This is a genomic window from Pseudomonas sp. IT-232MI5 (assembly GCF_949767845.1).
In the GTDB taxonomy this organism is placed as follows: domain Bacteria; phylum Pseudomonadota; class Gammaproteobacteria; order Pseudomonadales; family Pseudomonadaceae; genus Aquipseudomonas.
The window spans coordinates 139,111-154,639 of the sequence record NZ_CATKQE010000002.1; the positions used below are offsets into that span (position 1 = coordinate 139,111).

The 15,529-nt window shown below is 59.1% G+C and carries 14 protein-coding genes; 8 read left to right on the top strand and 6 right to left on the bottom strand.

All coding sequences use genetic code 11. The features are described from left to right. Positions 1-557: 557 nt before the first annotated feature. Complete coding sequence (locus tag ACM6JQ_RS02060; protein WP_007916808.1) at positions 558-1,010, bottom strand: hypothetical protein; 453 nt, start codon at positions 1,008-1,010, stop codon at positions 558-560. A 539-nt stretch (positions 1,011-1,549) separates the two neighbouring features. Here ACM6JQ_RS02060 and ACM6JQ_RS02065 point away from each other — a divergent pair. Continuing rightward, entirely contained in the window at positions 1,550-1,738 is a 189-nt protein-coding gene (locus ACM6JQ_RS02065) for a hypothetical protein (protein ID WP_414893142.1), read from the top strand. 65 nt (positions 1,739-1,803) lie between these two features. Here the strand turns inward: ACM6JQ_RS02065 and ACM6JQ_RS02070 are convergent, their stop codons facing one another. The 3 genes from ACM6JQ_RS02070 to ACM6JQ_RS02080 form a co-directional block, all read right to left on the bottom strand. Continuing rightward, the gene (locus tag ACM6JQ_RS02070; protein ID WP_007950222.1) at positions 1,804-2,169 is read right to left on the bottom strand and encodes a DUF6124 family protein; all 366 of its coding nucleotides are present in this window, start codon (positions 2,167-2,169) and stop codon (positions 1,804-1,806) included. Positions 2,170-2,691: 522 nt separating this feature from the next. Next, positions 2,692-5,103, bottom strand: a complete 2,412-nt coding sequence (locus ACM6JQ_RS02075) for a glucose/quinate/shikimate family membrane-bound PQQ-dependent dehydrogenase (protein ID WP_007950221.1) — start codon at positions 5,101-5,103, stop codon at positions 2,692-2,694. 219 nt (positions 5,104-5,322) lie between these two features. Next, positions 5,323-6,684, bottom strand: coding sequence for a carbohydrate porin (locus tag ACM6JQ_RS02080; protein WP_414893143.1), 1,362 nt, complete (start codon positions 6,682-6,684; stop codon positions 5,323-5,325). A 301-nt stretch (positions 6,685-6,985) separates the two neighbouring features. On the opposite strand from ACM6JQ_RS02080, the gene ACM6JQ_RS02085 reads away from it, so the two are divergent. Both ACM6JQ_RS02085 and ACM6JQ_RS02090 read left to right on the top strand, forming a co-directional pair. Next, positions 6,986-7,216, top strand: a complete 231-nt coding sequence (locus tag ACM6JQ_RS02085; RefSeq protein ID WP_007916799.1) for a VF530 family DNA-binding protein — start codon at positions 6,986-6,988, stop codon at positions 7,214-7,216. Between the two features lies 1 nt (position 7,217). Next, positions 7,218-7,850 carry a Pr6Pr family membrane protein gene (locus ACM6JQ_RS02090; RefSeq protein ID WP_414893144.1) on the top strand — a complete coding sequence of 211 codons (633 nt, stop codon included), beginning with the start codon at positions 7,218-7,220 and terminating at the stop codon, positions 7,848-7,850. Between the two features lie 92 nt (positions 7,851-7,942). Here ACM6JQ_RS02090 and ACM6JQ_RS02095 read toward each other — a convergent pair whose 3' ends face one another. Continuing rightward, positions 7,943-8,731 (bottom strand): siderophore-interacting protein, encoded by a 789-nt coding sequence (locus ACM6JQ_RS02095; protein WP_414893145.1) that lies wholly within the window; start codon positions 8,729-8,731, stop codon positions 7,943-7,945. After that, the gene (locus ACM6JQ_RS02100) at positions 8,728-9,303 is read right to left on the bottom strand and encodes a PadR family transcriptional regulator (RefSeq protein WP_007916794.1); all 576 of its coding nucleotides are present in this window, start codon (positions 9,301-9,303) and stop codon (positions 8,728-8,730) included. Before ACM6JQ_RS02100 ends, ACM6JQ_RS02095 begins: the two co-directional genes overlap by 4 nt. Before the next feature lie 509 nt (positions 9,304-9,812). Between ACM6JQ_RS02100 and ACM6JQ_RS02105 the strand changes: the two genes are divergently transcribed. The 5 genes from ACM6JQ_RS02105 (at position 9,813) to ACM6JQ_RS02125 (ending at position 15,477) form a co-directional block, all read left to right on the top strand. Then, positions 9,813-10,304 carry a CS1 type fimbrial major subunit gene (locus tag ACM6JQ_RS02105; RefSeq protein ID WP_007916792.1) on the top strand — a complete coding sequence of 164 codons (492 nt, stop codon included), beginning with the start codon at positions 9,813-9,815 and terminating at the stop codon, positions 10,302-10,304. Between the two features lie 112 nt (positions 10,305-10,416). Beyond that, positions 10,417-12,939, top strand: a complete 2,523-nt coding sequence (locus ACM6JQ_RS02110) for a CS1-pili formation C-terminal domain-containing protein (protein ID WP_007916790.1) — start codon at positions 10,417-10,419, stop codon at positions 12,937-12,939. 4 nt (positions 12,940-12,943) lie between these two features. Next, positions 12,944-14,152: a hypothetical protein gene (locus tag ACM6JQ_RS02115; RefSeq protein WP_007916788.1), complete on the top strand. Its 1,209-nt coding sequence runs from the start codon at positions 12,944-12,946 to the stop codon at positions 14,150-14,152. A gap of 44 nt (positions 14,153-14,196) precedes the next feature. After that, positions 14,197-14,940: a hypothetical protein gene (locus ACM6JQ_RS02120; protein WP_007916787.1), complete on the top strand. Its 744-nt coding sequence runs from the start codon at positions 14,197-14,199 to the stop codon at positions 14,938-14,940. A gap of 33 nt (positions 14,941-14,973) precedes the next feature. Next, complete coding sequence (locus ACM6JQ_RS02125) at positions 14,974-15,477, top strand: CS1 type fimbrial major subunit (protein ID WP_042704860.1); 504 nt, start codon at positions 14,974-14,976, stop codon at positions 15,475-15,477. Positions 15,478-15,529 lie beyond the last annotated feature (52 nt).

Genomic DNA, 15,529 nt, shown 5'->3' on the forward strand with positions numbered 1-15,529 from the left:
GCGGCTTAGGGTTTCGCCCTGACGGCGACTCACTTTTTTGACAAACGCCTCAAAAAAGTAAGCAAAAAAACGCTTGCTCCTACGTGCGGCCCGCTCGCTGGGGCTCGGGGTTCCTTCGCTCCGGGATCGATCCGGGCACAGCGCCTACGGTTTGCTTCGCTGCACCTCCTCTCGCTGTGTTTGGCTGCGCCAAACGGTCGCTGCGCTCCCACGCCCGGATCAATCCCTCCACTCAGCCTTCCGACGTCGCCTGTGGATCAAGATCAAGATCAAGATCAAGAGCAGGCGAGCTGACACTCGGCCTATTGAGTGGTGAAGAGCACGGCGCGCATGGCTTTGGTTTTTGTGGTGCTCTTGCCCCTCACCCCAGCCCTCTCCCGAGGGAGAGGGGGCCGATTTGTGGGCATTTCAGAATCTGAGTTCGACTCGATATTTCACGTCGGCGTAGCTCGCCCAAACACCTCCGTCAGTCCCCTCTCCCTCCGGGAGAGGGTTAGGGTGAGGGGCTTTTGATTTTACGTTCTGCATTTGGGTACGGGGTTACCTGACCAAGGTCGTTACAAAGGCCACGTCAGTTCCTGGAGCAGAAAGAACCCGTTGCAGGTGAGTTCACGTGTGTCATCCGTGTAGCGTGCCTTGCCGAAAAGTTCGAAGTCTTTGAAGTCATATCGGTAGAGGTTGGGGTTGAGCTTGGTGACTGCGATAGTTGAAGAGGACTCTGTTTTAAATTCATAAAACTGGATACCCCGGCCTGTAACGACTCGTTCAGAGTAGGCAGGTGTAGATGGCTTTAGCAGGTCGCGAAGTGAAACGGAAAAAGTTCGTTCGCTCGATAAGCCTTTTTTGTGACCGAAATCAAAGTAATACCCCCCTAACGGGTTGAATGACACAGAAGTGGCTTTGGTCCTGTAGCTGGTCAGATCTAAATACGTACCGCTGATAGTGCCTTTCACATCAATATCAAGAACACCGACGGCGAAGACTGCTGGGAATGCTTTTGAAGTTGTCATAGGGGGCTTCCTCGATTGATTGAGTTGGAGAAGGAAGTCTGAGAGAAACGGCATAACCTGTTAACTGTCATATCTGACAGGTTTTTATGCCTATTCGTGATGATGGCCTATGAGACGAGTTATATAGGACGCGCAAGATAATCCGGTGGCGGGGAGGGCCGCTTGCGAAAGTGACCTGACAGCCGACCCTTTTCTAGCTAAATGCGCTCAATCCGACTATGGGCGAGCCTGCTCGCGGACGCGGTGTGTCAGGCACTGTAGATGTTGAATATGCTGACGCCTTCGCGAGCAAGCTCGCTCCCACAGGTTATTTGGGGGTGTTTTTGAAATAGCGTGCACAAATAAGGCGATGCCTCTCGACAGTCATCTGCAATCTGGCGGTTAACTCATAGATCAAAATTCATTGCGGTTTATTTCGAAGCGGTCTTGGGCCCCTGTAATTTCTGACAGTAGACACGTTGCCCGGTCGATCCGAGATTAACCAGGCGTCCTCAGGCAGGGCGGCGCATGCCGATTTACGGACTTAAAGGAATCCAGCCATGAGTTATACCGATACGAGTTACGAGGGCTGCACTGTTCGCGAATACTCCCCTGACACCCCGGGTCTGCGTTATCGGGTGATCTATAGCGCGACGGATGAGAGTTTGTTGCTTGAGACTCGCAAACAGGCCGAGCAATTGATCATTGAGCGATTGCGGTTGATGAAAAACGGAGGGAAAGCTTCTTGAGTCAGCCGGGCTAACGCTCACCTGTGCAGGAGCAGCCTGCGGCAGCTCCTGCACAGGGTGGTTTGTCAGGTATTTGCGGGGATTTCGTGGTTATCCAGCACGCGGTTCACCGCCAGTTCGGCGAGCATTATGATCTGCTGAATGGCCAGGATCGTGCGCCGCTGTGGCAGGTCGATGTAGGCGGCGATGTCGCTGGTCATGAGGCTGGCCTGGGCCAGTGATTCGCAGGCGTGGACCAGAAGGCTTTCGCTGTCCTGTTCGGGGGCTACCTGAAACATGGTGCTGGGTTTGTGGAAGCGCAGGGTTAACGCGTTGGGCTTGAGGTAGTGGTCGAGGGCGCGTTCGGCGGCTTCGTGGAATTTCTTGGAATCGGGGGATTCGTAGGGCGAGGTGTCGTCGGTTTCGGGGGGATTGGGTGTTGGCTTTTTCATAGTGACGCTCCGAATGATAAGTGGGGCTGTCACTCTCAATCACCGCGACGCGACGGAGGGTGGCAGCTGTACGCAGGTTCGCGGACCGAGCCATTCGGCAATCTCGGCATACCCGAAGGTATCCCGCGCACAGCCACCATCAAACCAAACAACAAGCACCTGAGCGCTCCGGTTTGGGCCGGCGATTATGCATCAAATCGAATGAACTGCTCGGGCCGCGACGCCCGTTCGCTGAATTTGCAGCGACCCCCCGAGCCTATCCAGCCGATTTCCGAGGCACAACCGACGCGACTTGTCGGAAATCTCTCGCTGACAATGCGCTTCTGTAGGACGAACACCGTCCTTTGTAGGAGTGAGCCTGCTCGCGATGGCGGTAAATCAGTCACCGAAGATATTGACTGACATACCGCTATCGCGAGCAGGCTCACTCCTACAGGTTTTGTGGTGAATTCTGAAATGGCGTGCACAAAAAAGGCGATGCCCCTTGCGGGACATCGCCTTTATTTTTACCGCCGCTAAATCTTATTCCGGCAGTTTGTACGCAATCACGTAGTCACCCATTTTGGTGCCCAGCGAGCCGTGACCGCCGACAACCAGCAGCACGTATTGCTTGCCGTCCTTACCGGTATAAGTCATCGGAGTCGCTTGACCACCCGCCGGCAGACGCGATTTCCACAGCTCTTTACCGCTGTTCACGTCGTACGCGCGCAGGTACTGGTCGAGGGTGCCGCTGAGGAAGCCGACGCCGCCCGCAGTCACCATCGAGCCGCCCATGCTAGGCACGCCCAAGGTGAAGCCGATCGGGATTGGCGAGCTGTCGCGGCTGGTGCCGTTTTTGCGTTTCCACACGACTTTGCTGGTGGTCAGGTCGATACCGGCAACGTAACCCCAGGCCGGGGCCTGGCACGGTACGCCGAATGGCGACATGAACGGGTGCATGATCACCGCGTATGGCGCGCCGGTGTTCGGTTGCACGCCAGCGGTTTCGCTTTCGCGTTTGCTGCCGGCGGCGACTTGCTCGCGTGGCACCATTTTCGAAACGAAGGCCATGTAGTTCGGGCTGGTGAACAGCATTTGGCGAACCGGGTCGACCGAGACGCCGCCCCAGTTGAACACACCAACGTTACCCGGATAGATCAGGCTGCCCTGTTCCGACGGCGGGGTGTACTGGCCTTCGTAACGCAGTTCTTTGAACTGGATGCGGCACAACATCTGGTCGAACGGGCTCGCGCCCCACATGGCTTTTTCGGTCAGTTCCGGGGCCAGCAGGTTGAGGTCCGAACGGGCCTGGGTCGGTGCGGTGTGGTCGCCTTTCACGGCGCCTTGCGGGACCGGGATTTCCTTGATCGGGATGATCGGCGTGCCGTCACGACGGTCGAGGACGTACAGGCTGCCCTGCTTGGTCGGGGCGATCAGCGCAGGTTTCACGCCATCGGCGGTTTTCATGTCGAGCAGGGTTGGCTGGCTGCCAACGTCCATGTCCCACAGGTCGTGGTGGGTGAACTGGTAGTTCCAGCGCACTTTACCGGTGGCCAGGTCGAGGGCTACAACGCCGGCGCTGAATTTCTCGGCGCCCGGGGTGCGGTCTGCGCCCCACTGGTCTGGGGTCTGGTTACCCAGTGGCAGGTAAACCATGCCGAGTTTTTCGTCGACACTGGCCAGCGACCACATGTTCGCCGAGTTGCGGCTGTAGGTTTCACCCGGTGCCAAAGGCTCGGTGGCGTCTGGCTTGTCGCTGTCCCAGTTCCATACGAGGTGACCGTCGCGCACGTCGAAAGCGCGGATCACGCCCGATGGCTCGTTGGTCGATTCGTTGTCGGTGACGTGACCGCCCATGATCACCAGATCACGAGTGATCGCGGCCGGCGAGGTGGAGTAGTAGCCGCCAGCGGTGAACGGGCCGATGCCTTGGGTCAGGTCAACCACGCCTTTGTTGCCGAAGCCTTCGCAGATTTTGCCGGTGTCGGCATTCAGGGCGATCAGACGGGCATCAGCGGTTGGCAGGTACAGACGACGCGGGCAGGCCTGAGCAACGGCTTTGCCGGCTTCGGAAATCACCGCGGAGGCGGCGTTTTCAGACTTGGCGTAAGCGGCTTCGTCGTAGTACGACACGCCACGGCAGGTCATGTGGGCGAAGCCTTTGAAGCCGACCGGGCTCTTGATCTGTGGGTCGAAGCGCCACAGTTCTTTGCCGGTGTCCGGGTCCAGGGCCAACACTTTGCTGTGCGCGGTGCAGGCGTAGATCATGCCGTTGGCTTTCAGCGGGGTGTTTTCGTTGGTCAGCTCGACCGGGTCATCCGCGGTCGGCAGGTCGCCGGTCTGGATGCGCCAGGCTTCTTGCAGCTTGCCGACGTTGGCCGGGGTGATCTGCTTCAGCGGCGAGTAACGGTCACCGAACTCGGTACGGCCATAGGCCTGCCAGTCGCCATCAGGCATGGCTGGCGCGGTGCTGGTGGTGTCCGCGGTGTCGCGGCCCAGTTCGCCGAAGGTTTCGCCCGGGTGGGTGAACAGGCTGGCCAGAGCGGTAACGCCGGCCAGCACCACAGCGACGGTCAGACCGCCAGTGCCCATTGGCGCAGGGCCGTTAAGCAGCAGCGGACGACGGAACCACGGCAGCAACATCACGAAGCCGAGGACAAACCACAGGGCCAGACGTGGCACCAGTTGCCACCAGTCCAGACCGACTTCCCACAGCGCCCAGACGGTGCTGGCGAACAGAACGATGGCGTACAGGCCCAGCGCCGCGCGACGGCGCATCAGCATCAGAATGCCGGACAGCGCGATGCCGATACCGGCCAGCAGGTAGTACAGCGAGCCGCCGAGCATGCTCAGCTTGACCCCACCGGCCAACATGGCCAGGCCCATCAGTAGAAGCAGAATGCCGAGCAGGCTCGGTAGCAAACGGCCCCGACTCGAAGCACTTTCGGTGCTCATAGTGTGATTCTCCGTGACGTTTATGTAGTCCCGCGCTGTAGTCACTTTAGATGACGATTTGGCACAGGCATGGTTCAGATAAAAACTTGTCTAGCTAACGAAATTCATTTGTGTAGGAGTGAGCCTGCTCGCGATGGCGGTGCGTCAGTCTCTGGAGATGTCGCCTGAAACACCGCTATCGCGAGCAGGCTCACTCCTACAATGGATTTGCGTATTGCTTTAGAACGAGGACTGGATCTTGATCCCGCCGATCAGGGCGTCGTCGACGTCGTTCACGCCACCGGGGTGGCGGATGTATTGCAGGTTCGGGCGCACGGTCAGCCAGTTGGTTACGTGCACGCCGTAATACAACTCGGCGCTGTATTCGGTGTCTTGCGGCGGCAGGAACGACGGATCGTCGTAGTCGTACACGGCGTTGGCGCGGTTGCTGGCTTCAGCATTTTTGCGGAAGGCCGGGTTGACGTGTACGCGGGCGAGGGCGAAACCGATGTCGTCCTTGGCGCGCGCATCGAACGGGCCTTTGTAGGTGATGCCGGCCTGGACGTAGTTGTCGATCGCGTTGGTTTTCTTGTCGTGCATCGTGCCGTTGGCAAACACGCTGAGGCCGCGCGAGTTGTCGCTGGCCATGCTGGTGATCTGCTGCTGAATGCCCAGCCACACGCCGTGTTTGCTCGACGCGCTGCGGTAGGCTTCGCCGCTGAGAGCCGCCGGTTGGCCGTGGCTGTCTTTATAGACGTCGCTGGCATTGGCGTTGCTGTAGTAGTAACCGGCGCGGTATTCGCCCGGCAGGCCGTTGAGTTTCGGCGTCCACACCAGTTCGATCGGCAGGATTGCGCCCTGGGTGCCGCTGCCGCTGAGTTTGAAGCCGTTGCCGCGATCGAGGTTCGACGGGTTCTGCTCGTAGGCGCCGACCTGTGCGTACAGCTCCGGGGTCAGGTGATATTTGACGCGCAGCGCCCATTGGCTGACCGGCCAGTTGTACCAGATGCCGCCGACCCAGTTGCCGACCTGCGAGCCGCAGAACGCCAGGTTCTGGAAGTCGCACGGAAAGCTGTTGAAGTCTTCGCCTTCGCCGAAACGGCCGACCTTGATGTCGAGTTTCTGATCGAAGAACTTCTGCTGGTACCACATCTGCGTCAGGCGTGTGGTCTGGCCACGGCCCCAGACTTCCTGGGCCGAGGTGAAACCACCGACGCGCGGATCGTTGATGCGGTCGTTGCTGATGTTGTTGCCGCTGCGTTTGGTGATGGTCAGTTGAAACTCCGCATCGTCCCAGCCGAGGATCTTTTGCAGGTCCAGGTGTGTGCCCAGGCCAAACTGATCGCTGTAACGCGCGGTGCGGTCATGGTTGTAGCCACCGTGCAGGTTGCTGCCCATTTCGCCGGTGTAATCGAGCTTGAAATCGTAGCCTTTTTCCGAGAGTTCGGTGCGCGTGCCGTTCCAGTCACCGAGCATGTACGGTGATTCACTGTCGAACGCGGGCGCCGCTTGCACGCAGCTGGCGAGGCCGAGGGCGGTACAGCCGCCAAGGGTGCGCAGGGTTAAGATAGCGCTGTCTCGGGAGAAGGAAAAATCGGGCATGGCTAAGTCTTTTTTTGGTGTTTTCGGGGGCGCGAGCTGAGTGCTTCAATAAGTCGCAGGCAGTGAAGCGATTCAGCGGAAGGGCGGCAGGATAATGATCTGTTACAAAAACACAAAGGCCTTTTGTGAACATGCAGCGTTTCAGATTCGGTAACAGTGCGGCAAACGGGCGCATTGTCGGCCGGTTCGCAGCCTGCGATCTTTTCAGGTTGGCCTACATTTGAAGGTAGGCCTTCCACCCGATCACCCCCTCGGCTAAGGTGCGCGGCTTCTGCATTTTCACTTCGCCCAAAGGCCTGGCATGAACGAACAAACCCCCGATCCGCTGCACGGCGTCACCCTCGAACAGATTCTCAATGCGCTGGTGAGCCATTACGAATGGTCGGGGCTGGCCGAGCGCATCGATATTCGCTGCTTCAAGAGTGATCCGAGCATCAAGTCGAGCCTGACGTTTCTGCGCAAAACCCCGTGGGCGCGGGAGAAGGTCGAGCGCCTGTACGTGAAGTTGATGCGCACCAAGCGACCGCTTTGAAATGGACGCCGGTTGTTGGCGTCGTCGCCTGATCACCTGCGCAGCCGTGTTGGGCTGGGCGGGATTGGGCATTCAGCTTTACCTGATTTTCTTCGCGCGTTTAAGCGTTGGCGCGAGCCTGTTGGGCGGCGTGGTGAGCTTTTTCAGCTATTTCACGATTTTGACCAATACGCTGGTGGCGACGGTGTTGACCTGCGCGGTGACCGAGCGTGAATCCGCTGCGCGCCGCTGGTTTTTGCTGCCGTGGGTCAGCAGTGGGATTGCCGTGAGCATTGCTGTGGTCGGACTGGCCTACAGCATTCTGCTGCGGCATTTGTGGCATCCCGAAGGTTGGCAATTTATTGCCGATGAACTGCTGCACGACGTGATGCCGTTGCTGTTTCTAGGCTATTGGTGGTTGTGCGTGCCCAAGGGCACTTTGCGGTTGTGGCATCTGCCGGTGTGGCTGCTTTATCCGCTGGTGTATTTCATCTATGCGCTGCTGCGCGGGCATTTGCTCGGCGCGTATGCGTATCCGTTCATTGATGTGGCGGTGTTGGGTTATCCACAGGTGCTGGTCAATGCCGGGGGGATATTGGTGGGGTTTGTGCTGATTGGGTTGTTGGTCATTGGCATGGACCGATTACGGCGATGAAAATCAAAAGATCGCAGCCTTCGGCAGCTCCTACAGGTGTACGCATTCCAATGTAGGAGCTGCCGAAGGCTGCGATCTTTTGATCTGGGGATTTACTCCTCTTCGGAGGTGCCTTCGGCGCGCCAGTAGCCGACGGCTTTGATCAGTTGCTCATCCAACCCGTGCTCATCGATCAGCACCCGGCGGATCTGCCGTGAAACTTTCGTTTCGGTGGCTACCCACGCATACAGATTGCCCTTGGGCACCTGCAACTGCTTCACCGTACTCAGCAGGTTGTCCTTGCCACCGTCACGCAACACCCAGATCACATTGACCTGCGCTGCGCTTTCCAGCACTTGCTGCTCGGCGCCGTTCTCCACTTCGATCACCACCAACGCCTTGCGATTGGCCGCCAGGCCTTCGAGGCGGCGGGCGATGGCGGGCAGGGCGGTTTCATCGCCGATCAGCAGGTAGCTGTCGAAAATGTCCGGCACGATCATCGAGCCGCGCGGCCCGCCGATGTGCAGGAACTGCCCCGGTGTGGCTTGCTCCGCCCAGGTCGACGCAGGGCCGTCACCGTGCAGAACGAAATCGATGTCCAACTCCAGCGCGTCGAGGTCATAGCGACGCGGTGTGTAGTCGCGCATTTCCGGTTTCGGCCCATCGTCCTTGCCGGCGCCGAGCACCATCGTCTCCAGCGCGGCGGCTTGTTCGGCGTTCTGCGGGAACAGCAGTTTGACGTGATCGTCGGTGCCCAGGCTGATGAACCCGGCCAGCTCCGGTCCGCCGAGGGTGATGCGGCGCATACGCGGCGTCAGGTCGACCACGCGCAGGACTTCCAGCTTGCGGCGTTTGATTTCGTGCATCACGCGGTGAATGGTTTGGGTATCGACTGCAGTCATTCGGCTTTCTCCGGGGCAGGTTGAACGGCAGGGCCGTCGACGATGGCTTTGGCGGTGTCGTTGAGCAGGTCACGCACGCGCAGGATTTCTTCGGCGCTCCAGCGGCCGTGGTGCATCTGCAGGGCATGGCGCAGGTTGTGCACGGCTTCATGGATTTCCGGCGGCCGATCATGGCCGCGCAGCGAGCGTTTGCTCACATCGATGCGCATACGCACACCGTCCAGCGCCACGGCTTGCTCGCTTAAAGACAAACGACCGGCGTCGGTGGCGCTGTAGCGTTTTTTGCCGCCCTCGGCGTCGCCGGTGATCAACTCGCTTTCTTCGAGAAAGGTCAGGGTCGGGTAGATCACGCCGGGACTGGGGCTGTAGGCGCCGTCGAACATGCCTTCGATCTGGCGGATCAGGTCGTAGCCGTGGCACGGCTGTTCGGCGACCAGCGCCAGCAGCAGCAATTTCAGGTCACCGGGGGCGAACACCCGAGGGCCTCGGCCGCCGCGCTCGCGCCCGGGGCGCTTTTCGAAGCCGTCACGGCCGTCGCCGTGTTCGCGATGGGGGGAATGATGGTCTCTCATTTCTGTCTTCTCTCGTCGTGTTTAGATACAACTTAAGATATATCTTGGAGGGTGTGCAAGACGTTTTTCCCCGAGAAAGGGCGTCGCCTGACGAGCGGCAGATCCGATTCGGGCGCAAGCAGCGAATCTCGGCCGGTTGTCGGAAACGATAACTTGAAAGTTAAAGTCATCGCTCTATTGTGTGTAGAGTATATGTTCTAAATTGCACTAAGTTGCCGTGCTGTCAGGGTGAAGTTGCTGTATGGTTTTTTTACTGAAACTGTCTGTAGGGTGAAACTTACAGTCAATGTTTTGAATATCTGTTTTATGTTCTTTTTTCTTGCGGGTCATGGGGTTGTTTAACTACGCGGTTGTCGGAAGTTGCCTGCTTACTTCCAAGAGTTAACAGTCGATGATGCTTCGGCATTGAAAGTTCAAGTTGACCTGGCTCAACTCGGGCAGCGACTCGGGCAGTGATTGTCTTGAACTTTCAATGTTCATCCCCCTATCAAGAAAACAGGTACATAACGATGTTCAAGAAACTCGCAATCGCCGCTCCACTGGCTCTCCTGGCACTGGGTTCGACTGGCGCATTCGCCGCTGGTGAAGCGTCGCACTCGATCAGCCTTGTCGCGCATGTGCCGACCAACGGTTTCTATGTAGTGCCGACCGATCCGGACCTGGTCAACAAAGACCAGGACATGAGCTACCAGCCGAGCACCGGGAAAATGCGCGACGTCAATGGGTTCTTCGATGTGCGCAACAACAACGGTTCGGTACACGCCAGCCTGGAAAGCCAGCCGAAGCTGGTCGCTGGCAATACCTCGATCGACCTGCAAGTCATGCTCAACAACAAGGAACTGACCCTCACCCCGCAAATGGTTGTGGGTGAATCGGAGTCGGACGTCAACTACCGCGCACCGCTGAAAATCAGCGCGGTGGGCAGCAACTTCGTGCCGGGGGATTACACCGGCTCCGTGGCGATGATCTTTGATGCCGTGCCACCGGTTGCTGGCAACTGATCGCATTGATCAGGCACTAAGGCGCGCTTTTACCAGTGGCGCTAACCGACGGGGCAGATAGCAGTGTTTGTCCCGTCGGACTTTCCTTGTTTGTAAATCAGAGTACGAGTTCATGTTCCCGATGACACCCATCGCGGCTGCGCTTGCGCTGTTGTTTTGTGCCAGCGCAGCCGTGGCGTCCAACTCCACCGGTACCACGCCCCGCAGTCTGCTGGCGCAGGCCAAGGGTTTGCCGGCGGATTTCGAAGAGCATTTCTTTGATGTGCCTCTGGCGGTACGGGTCGAAGTCGATCAGCAACCGCTGGGTGAGGCCATGGTGGTGTTGTCGCACGATGATCGCATCACCCTGCTCGAATTCACTGACACCAGCGATAACCGTCTCGGCCCGGCCGAGCGGGAAAAATGGGCGAGCTATCTCAAGCCCGGCGTGCCCTTGGGCGCGTGCAGCGGTTCCTGTCCGGACCAGTTTCTGGCGGTGCATTACAACCTGGAAAACTCCCTGGTCTCGATCCTTACCGAAAATGCCGAGCGCGACGTTGAGGCCAAGCGCTATTACGAGCAGCCCGACAGTGGCAGTCACGGCCTGATGGTGCGTAACCAGCTCAACCTCAACGGTGGTCAGGAGCAGGATCTGGGCGGACGCTTCGGCCTCGAAGCCAGTTCAAGCCTGGGCAATTGGAGCCAGACGCTGAACCTGCAAGTTGCCCGTCTTGGTGGCCCGGACGACAAGCTTTATCACGCCATCCAGGAGCTGCACACCCAGCGCGAACTGCAAGGCAGTTTTTTCCGTCTGGGCTATTTCACCCCCAATTCCGAAGGGCTGATGCGCCAGCCGCGCACGTTCGGCACCAGCCCCGACACCGCCGTTGGTGTGATGTACGGCAGCTCCGACAGCCTGGCCATCAACAGCGCGATGCCCAGCGTTTATCCGATCTATGTCACCGCCAACCGTCAGGGCTCGGTGGAGATTTGGCGCGATGGTCTGCTGATCAATACCCAATCGGTGCCGGCCGGCTTGCAGACCCTCGATACCCGACCGCTGCCCGGCGGCATTTATGAAGTGGAAGTACGGCTGATCGAAGACGGTCAGATCACCTCCACCACCCAGGAGCTGGTGTACAAGCCCAACAACTGGCGCAACCTCGACGAGCGCTGGCGCTACAACGTCTTTGCCGGCGAAGAACAGAAACTGCTGAGCAACTGGGACACCCAGGCCAGCGGCAATCCGACGGCGGGCGCGTCAGTGAATTACCTGCTGCATCCGCGGGTGATCCTCGGGCTGTCGGCGCGGCAGATTCGCGAAAAACTGCAATACGGTACGTCCATCGACTGGACCCTGGCCAATCACCTCAGCCTCTACGCCAACGTCTACAAGACCGAGGATTACGGCACTGGTCTCGACTTGCAAAGCCTCTACAACTATGGCGCCGGCAGCATCGTCGTCAGTCACAGTCGTAGTTGGCTCGACACCACCTATACCTACGACACCCTGCCCGATGGCACTCGGGTTCGTCCGCGCAACGTGTTCATCGGCCAGACCAGCAATTCTTCGCTGGCGCTCAACCATCGCGTCAGCAGCAAGAGTTCAGTCAATGCGCGGGTGTCGCACAGCGAAGGCAATGTCGAAGGCATGGGTATGGATCTGGGCTGGACGCAGCGCACCACCCTGCTGGGCAGTGACGCCAGTTGGCGGCTTTCGTTGTTTGATCGGCCCGGCAGTTACAGCAGTGGTGATGCGCGCAATCGCGGGGTCGACCTGAGCATCAACATGGCGCTTGGCGCACCCGGCCAGCAGATCACCGGCAGCATCGGCTCACGCACGGCCCGCGACGGCACACGTGACAACAACGCCTCCCTCGGCTGGCGCAAGGATTTTCAGGATCACGTCCTGCAAAACGTGTCGCTCACGGCACTCACCGATACTTACGGGGTGGGCGTCGCCAGCCTCGCCAACTTCCGCACTGATGCGGTCAATGGCGATGGCTTCATTCAGCGCTCCTCCTACAACGGCAACTTCACCGGCGGCCTCAACGTTGACAGCACCTTGGTGGTCGGCGGGCAACAGATGCTCATGACCAGCCAGAGCGATGTGCGCGGCGCCGGGATGATCGTCGATGTCGAGTCGGATATCGAGGACATCGTCCTGCGGGCTGACGATTACAGCGGTGGCGGGGCGGCGTTGAAGCCGGGGCGCAACTTCATCCCGATCACCGCGTACCGGAACAGCTCGGTGAGTTTTGATTTCGAGGGTACCCACGTGCCGGCGGCGAGCATTGAGCCGGCACGCACCCGTTATCACCTGAACAAGGGCGGGGTCGAGTACCGCAAAGTCCGCGTGATGAAAACCCTGACCGTGCTCGGTCGACTGGTGGACGCACAAGGACGGCCGCTCAAGGGCCATCACGTGATCAACCACGCCAGCCGCGGTGTAACGGAAGTCGACGGCTTCTTCTCGATGGAAATGAACGCCGGCTCACCGACCCTCGAAGTGCGTCAGGGCAACCAGTTGCTGTGCCAGTTCCGCCTCGATGCCGGCAGCCATCGCAGCGAAAACGATGTGTTGATGATCGGCGACCTGCGTTGCACGCCGGACACGCTGGCCGACGTTACGTTCACCGAACAGAAGGCAGGTTGATCCGATGAAGATAATCACAAGTGGATGTGTATTGGCGCTGGCGCTGAGCATGTCGCCGGCACAGGCCATCAATCAGGAGATCCGCGCGCTGTTTCAACCGGATGCTTCTCAGCCGGGCAAGAACCTGTTCGTCAACCAGACACCCAATAGTGGCTATTGCGTGAACTTCCCCGCGCAATGCGCCAGCAACAACATGTTCAGCATTGAGTTGCCCGTCCGCTACAGCTCAGGCGAGCTTAGGCCGGGTGACGATGTCTCAGTGCAGGTTCCGGCCGGCTGGAGACGGTTGACGGTCACCAATCAGGATACTCAGGAAACGGAAACCGTAGAGGTGCGTATCACCGGCATCGGTTCCCGATTTGTCCTCAGCGATAGCGTGGATAACCTGACCGGAGTGGCAGCCCCCACAGGCCATGACATCCTCTGGACGTCCCTTAGCGGTTGGCTTTATGCCCCGGCGCCTTGCCAAGGCACTAGCGTGGCCGGGTACAGCGATCGCACCTATCGCTTTTTCTGGCAGACGCCTGTGCAAGCGCCCTGTACCAAAACCGCCGCTTTTCGCATCCCCTCTATGTACTTCGAGAGGATTGATTTTGCGTATGAGCTGAAAACCCCAAACCCGTTGAACATGTCGAGCGGTCTGTACACCGGATCCATCTCCTACAGCATGGGTCCCAACGGTGATTTCGATATGGGCGCGACATTTCAACCGGATGACGGCAACCTCACCCTGGACTTTGTGCTGGACGTACAGCACACCCTCAAGGTCGATCTGCCGCCGGGTGGCAACCAGGTGTCGCTGGAACCCCAAGGTGGCTGGGCGCGCTGGATCGACAGCGGGCGCAAGCCGACACGGATTTTTCGCGATCAGCTGTTTTACCTGTCCGCCTCGTCGCGCTTCAAAGTCAAGATGGTGTGCAATTCCACTGGCGGCCCGGCGTGCAAGCTCGGCAGCCCCAAGGGCAATACCACCGAGGTCGAAGTATCCCTCAGCTTGCCGACGGGGATTACCGGTCCCAGCGGCAATGTCACCCGGCATCCGTTAAAACACGACGAGTGGGCGGGGCCGTTCCTGCCAAGCCTGTACGTGGATCGCAAGCCCGGCACGCTGCATTTCGACATGACCCCGTTTGCCATCGAATTCCTGTTGCGCCCCGGCCTGAGTGACCGGCTGCGCGGCAACATCACCATTATCTGGGACTCGGAAGCATGAGCGGTCCCGCCTGGCCATTCTCGACATTCATGGAGTTGAAAACGATGAACCGTGGTTTTCTGCTGGGCCTGCTCAGCGTGTTTTGCCTGACGGCGCAGGCCGGTCCGCAGATCAATGTCGGCACCGTTTACGACTATCTCGACGCCGATAAAAGTACCTATCTGAAACGCGTGTTCAATAGCGGCGACGCGACGGCATTCGTCAAGATCAATGTGCTGGAAATCATCTACGACAGCGATGGCAAGCCGCAGGAAATTGCAGTCGAGAACGCTGCCGACGGCGCCTCACGCAATGGTTTGATGGCCAGTCCGGCGCGGCTGATCGTCCCGGCTCAGGGCATGCAAGGCACGCGTTTGCTGTACATGGGCGAGCGTGATCGTGAGCGTTATTTTCGCGTGCGTTTTGTCCCGGTAGTCCCGGAAAAGGAAGACGACTTTGTGGTCAGTGGCGAAGAGCGGGATGAGTACAAAAAATCGCTTTCGGCCGGGGTCAATGTCATGACCGGATTCGGCACGATCTTTTTCGTGCGGCCCAAGGACGTTCGTTTCGCCACCGTGGTCAATGAAACCGAGAGCCGCTATGAGCTGCGCAATGACGGTAACACCGTAGTGATTGTCGATGAGTTCAAGAGCTGTTCGCTGAGCAAGGAAACCGACTGTGGTGCGACCACCAAGCACCATGTGCTGGCGGGCAAGACTTTCGCGTTCGACAAGGACAAGGGGCGCGAGTACCGCTTCTTCCTGATCGAGGGCAGCGCCAGAAAAACCATAAAGACCGCCAGTCGCTAGGTCTGTTTTCCAATGACGCATCGGGTAAACCACATGATCAAGCAATGCATCCTCGGCACGCTGATGGCCACTGCCGTGTTGGCCAGCGTTGGGGCCTGGGCCGCTCGCGAAGAACACACCTTTGAAGTGTCCCTGACCATTCCCAGCCGGCCGTTCTACATTATTCCCGCAGAGCCGGACTGGATTCACCGGACCCAGCGGCTTGCCTGGGATTACCCGCGTGCGACGCTTGGTGGCCTGGAGAAAAATTTCGACCTGCGCCACGACAGCGGCGCGATCGAGGCGCGCCTTGGCTCCGACCCTTATCTGGAAAACGGCCGCCCCGGCGAGGTGATCGAGTTACAGGTCACGTTCAATGCCGTGGAGTTGAGTTCACACATCACGCCGCGCCAGGTGCTGTCTCAGGAAGAGGCGGCGGCCGGCAAACGCGTAGCCCTGAAGATCAGCCCTGTCGAACCGGCGGGCGGGTATCGCTCCGGCGATTACAGCGGCAACGTCGTGTTGTTGTTCAACGCCAGGGCGCCGGGTGTCGAATGAGGCTGTTGCGTAGTCATCTTCGCGCCAGGCCCGATCCTGTGGCGGTCTGTTG

Coding starts and splice junctions, on each gene's coding strand:
- ACM6JQ_RS02075 (WP_007950221.1), bottom strand. CDS start 5,103: ATGAGCACCGAAAGTGCTTCGAGTCGGGGCCGTTTGCTACCGAGCCTG.
- ACM6JQ_RS02065 (WP_414893142.1), top strand. CDS start 1,550: ATGAGTTATACCGATACGAGTTACGAGGGCTGCACTGTTCGCGAATAC.
- ACM6JQ_RS02125 (WP_042704860.1), top strand. CDS start 14,974: ATGATCAAGCAATGCATCCTCGGCACGCTGATGGCCACTGCCGTGTTG.
- ACM6JQ_RS02080 (WP_414893143.1), bottom strand. CDS start 6,684: ATGCCCGATTTTTCCTTCTCCCGAGACAGCGCTATCTTAACCCTGCGC.
- ACM6JQ_RS02070 (WP_007950222.1), bottom strand. CDS start 2,169: ATGAAAAAGCCAACACCCAATCCCCCCGAAACCGACGACACCTCGCCC.
- ACM6JQ_RS02100 (WP_007916794.1), bottom strand. CDS start 9,303: ATGAGAGACCATCATTCCCCCCATCGCGAACACGGCGACGGCCGTGAC.
- ACM6JQ_RS02110 (WP_007916790.1), top strand. CDS start 10,417: ATGTTCCCGATGACACCCATCGCGGCTGCGCTTGCGCTGTTGTTTTGT.
- ACM6JQ_RS02095 (WP_414893145.1), bottom strand. CDS start 8,731: ATGACTGCAGTCGATACCCAAACCATTCACCGCGTGATGCACGAAATC.
- ACM6JQ_RS02085 (WP_007916799.1), top strand. CDS start 6,986: ATGAACGAACAAACCCCCGATCCGCTGCACGGCGTCACCCTCGAACAG.
- ACM6JQ_RS02105 (WP_007916792.1), top strand. CDS start 9,813: ATGTTCAAGAAACTCGCAATCGCCGCTCCACTGGCTCTCCTGGCACTG.
- ACM6JQ_RS02060 (WP_007916808.1), bottom strand. CDS start 1,010: ATGACAACTTCAAAAGCATTCCCAGCAGTCTTCGCCGTCGGTGTTCTT.
- ACM6JQ_RS02120 (WP_007916787.1), top strand. CDS start 14,197: ATGAACCGTGGTTTTCTGCTGGGCCTGCTCAGCGTGTTTTGCCTGACG.
- ACM6JQ_RS02115 (WP_007916788.1), top strand. CDS start 12,944: ATGAAGATAATCACAAGTGGATGTGTATTGGCGCTGGCGCTGAGCATG.
- ACM6JQ_RS02090 (WP_414893144.1), top strand. CDS start 7,218: ATGGACGCCGGTTGTTGGCGTCGTCGCCTGATCACCTGCGCAGCCGTG.